The 2,522-nt window shown below is 56.4% G+C and carries 4 protein-coding genes; 1 reads left to right on the top strand and 3 read right to left on the bottom strand.

The features are described 5' to 3' along the window. The coding region (locus K6T12_RS21325) for a transposase domain-containing protein (RefSeq protein ID WP_255611980.1) at positions 1-146 on the bottom strand (146 nt) is incomplete at its 3' end. A 486-nt stretch (positions 147-632) separates the two neighbouring features. Next, positions 633-1,055, bottom strand: coding sequence for a group II intron maturase-specific domain-containing protein (locus K6T12_RS21320; RefSeq protein ID WP_222224990.1), 423 nt, complete (start codon positions 1,053-1,055; stop codon positions 633-635). Positions 1,056-1,146: 91 nt separating this feature from the next. Here K6T12_RS21320 and K6T12_RS21315 point away from each other — a divergent pair. Beyond that, positions 1,147-2,309, top strand: a protein-coding gene (locus K6T12_RS21315) for an IS3 family transposase (RefSeq protein ID WP_222224989.1) whose coding sequence is annotated in 2 segments (ribosomal slippage) — positions 1,147-1,402 and positions 1,402-2,309 — 1,164 coding nt in all. Because the reading frame shifts where the segments join, the coding sequence is not laid out codon by codon here. 3 nt (positions 2,310-2,312) lie between these two features. Here K6T12_RS21315 and K6T12_RS21310 read toward each other — a convergent pair. Further along, positions 2,313-2,522: reverse transcriptase domain-containing protein (locus K6T12_RS21310; protein ID WP_255611979.1), on the bottom strand; the 210-nt coding region annotated here is incomplete at its 5' end.

Below are 2,522 nucleotides of genomic sequence, written 5' to 3'. Positions count from 1 at the left end.
AGCGGCAGGCGGCGTTTGCGCAAGGTGACAGTGCCGGACTCATGGAGGCACTGCTCGATCAACTCCGGGGAGAGCACTTCAGACAACGAAGCGAATTGGTCGGGAGAAACGCGAGAGATGGCAGCCACTGCCTGACTGAAATGCATAAAAAAATCCGGAACCCTTAACATGGATTCCGGATTTTCTCTTGCCTGATCAGCAAGTTAAAGAGCTTAACTGATCGGCATTACGCACTCGCGGGGTTTTTCTTTTTAGTTTTAAGTTAACAGCTTTGAGTTGCCAGTTGTCGGCTGCACCCCGAAGTCCGCTACGTGGGCGACCGTTCAGTGCACCGATCTAACCGCCCTTGGTCGCCCCTCTTACAGGCTCGGAACTTCGTAGCAGCCCACTCTGTGGGCGACCGCTCAATGCGCCGATCGAACCGCCATTGGTCGTGGATAAACCTACCCGGCCGGATCTTCTCCTACGCCCCCCCTGATACTCCACGTTTCGACGCATCTGAAGGAGCGCTCCCAATCGGCAGACAGCCACGACTGTTAACTCGACTCTCAAAATCACCAAATCGAGTAGGAGGAGGCCTCACGGCCTCCGTCCTCTCACACCACCGTACGTACGGTTCCGTATACGGCGGTTCACGTCATACATTTGAGCCGATGGTATTGTCCCATCAGCGATACCAGTCCGATTCGATCAAACACCTTCTTCGACAGCGCCTGATTCAGGTGTGGGGCGCCTGAGTTCCACCACGGGCCCCGCCCGTTCGTAGCACTACGCCATGCACGCTCTTCCGGTAACCCCAGCCGCATCAGCATCTTGGCTCGGGTGAACGGTTGCTTCCACTGACGCCAAAGGATCTTGCGCAGGTGGCGGCGGATCCAGCCGTCCAGCTGCTCAAAGACCCCTTTCACGTCAGCGTGCCGGAAGTAGTTCACCCAGCCTCGAAGCTTTCGGGACAGTATCTCCACCGCCTGGTAGATCTTCCGCCCCCGCCCTTTGCGGAACTCCAGTTTCAAGGTGCTCTTCAGCCGTTCAAGCGATTTGTCAGCTACCTTCAAGCGGATATTCCGTCGGCGCCGATTGTAGTGGTCTAATGAATCCGGACACCAAATTAGGTGGTAAAGTCGCCACCTGACCAAGAGGTGTTCAATGACTAGAAAACGTCGTTCTTTTTCAGCAGAGTTCAAGCTTGAAGCTGCCTGTCTTGTCCTCGATGAGGGGTACTCCGTTCCTGAAGCCAGCCGCTCGTTGAATGTCGGGGAAACGGCGCTGCGGCGCTGGGTGAAACAGCTCGAGGCGGAGCGCTCAGGTGCTACACCGCAGAGTAAGGTATTAACCCCGGAGCAGCAGAGGATTCAGGAACTGGAAGCGCGGATTAACCGGCTTGAACGTGAAAAAGCGATACTAAAAAAGGCTACCGCTCTCTTGATGTCGGACGCACTCGAACGTACGCGCTGATAGACCAGTTGGGAGAGCAGGACGCCGTAGATCTGGTCTGTTCAGTATTCGATGTATCTCCATCGTGCTTTTACGCCTATCGGAAACGTCAGGACCGGATTGATGGTGATCAGGTGCTGTTGCGTAGCGAGGTTAGGCGATTATTTACCGCCAGCCGGGCGTCAGCTGGTAGTCGAACACTGGCGAAATTGATGCGGGACGAAGGGCATCAGGTTGGTCGTTTCAAGATCAGGCAGTTGATGAAGGAGCTCGGTTTGATCTGCAAGCAACCTGGCGCGCATGCCTATAGGGCCGCCACAAGTGAGCGGCCGGACATCCCGAATCGGTTGAATCGGAACTTTGATGTCGAGGCTCCCAATCGGGTGTGGTGTAGCGATATTACCTATATCTGGGCCGGCAACCGATGGTGCTACCTGGCGGCCGTGATCGACTTGTACAGTCGGCGATTGGTGGGTTGGGCGCTGTCGAAAGCAGCAGACAGCGAGCTGGTAATCAACGCCCTCAATATGGCTTGGGAAGCACGAGGCCGCCCCGCCGGAGTGTTGTTCCACTCCGATCAGGGCAGTCAGTATGGAAGCCACAAGTTCCGACAATATCTCTGGCGATACCGGATGACGCAAAGCATGAGCCGCCGTGGCAATTGCTGGGACAATGCGCCGATGGAGCGCTTGTTCCGCAGCCTGAAGTCAGAGTGGATCCCCTCGACCGGTTACGCCACGTTCAGCGAAGCCGTACGAGATATCAGTCGCTACCTGATGGACTACTACAACCGACGGCGCCCGCATCAACACAACGGTGGTGTCTCACCGGTTCATGCCGAGAGTCGGCTTAACTTACTGTCCGGAATTAGTTGACCACTACAGATCAACTGTGTATCCGAGGAAGCTGCGCTTCCACGGACGATCCACCGCGCTCTTGCTCCGGTTAACCCTGAGTTTGAGCCGTGTCTCAAGGTATCGGGTCAGGGAAGCCAGCACCCGCTCACCGGCGCGCTGACTGCGAACATAGACGTTGCAGTCATCAGCGTATCGGCAGAAGCGGTGCCCTCGTCGCTCCAGTTCCCGATC

The sequence above is a fragment of the Marinobacterium arenosum genome (assembly GCF_019795155.1).
Taxonomy (GTDB): domain Bacteria; phylum Pseudomonadota; class Gammaproteobacteria; order Pseudomonadales; family Balneatricaceae; genus Marinobacterium_C; species Marinobacterium_C arenosum.
The sequence above is the reverse complement of the archived record's forward strand: the minus strand, read 5'-3'. Positions and strand labels throughout refer to the sequence as shown.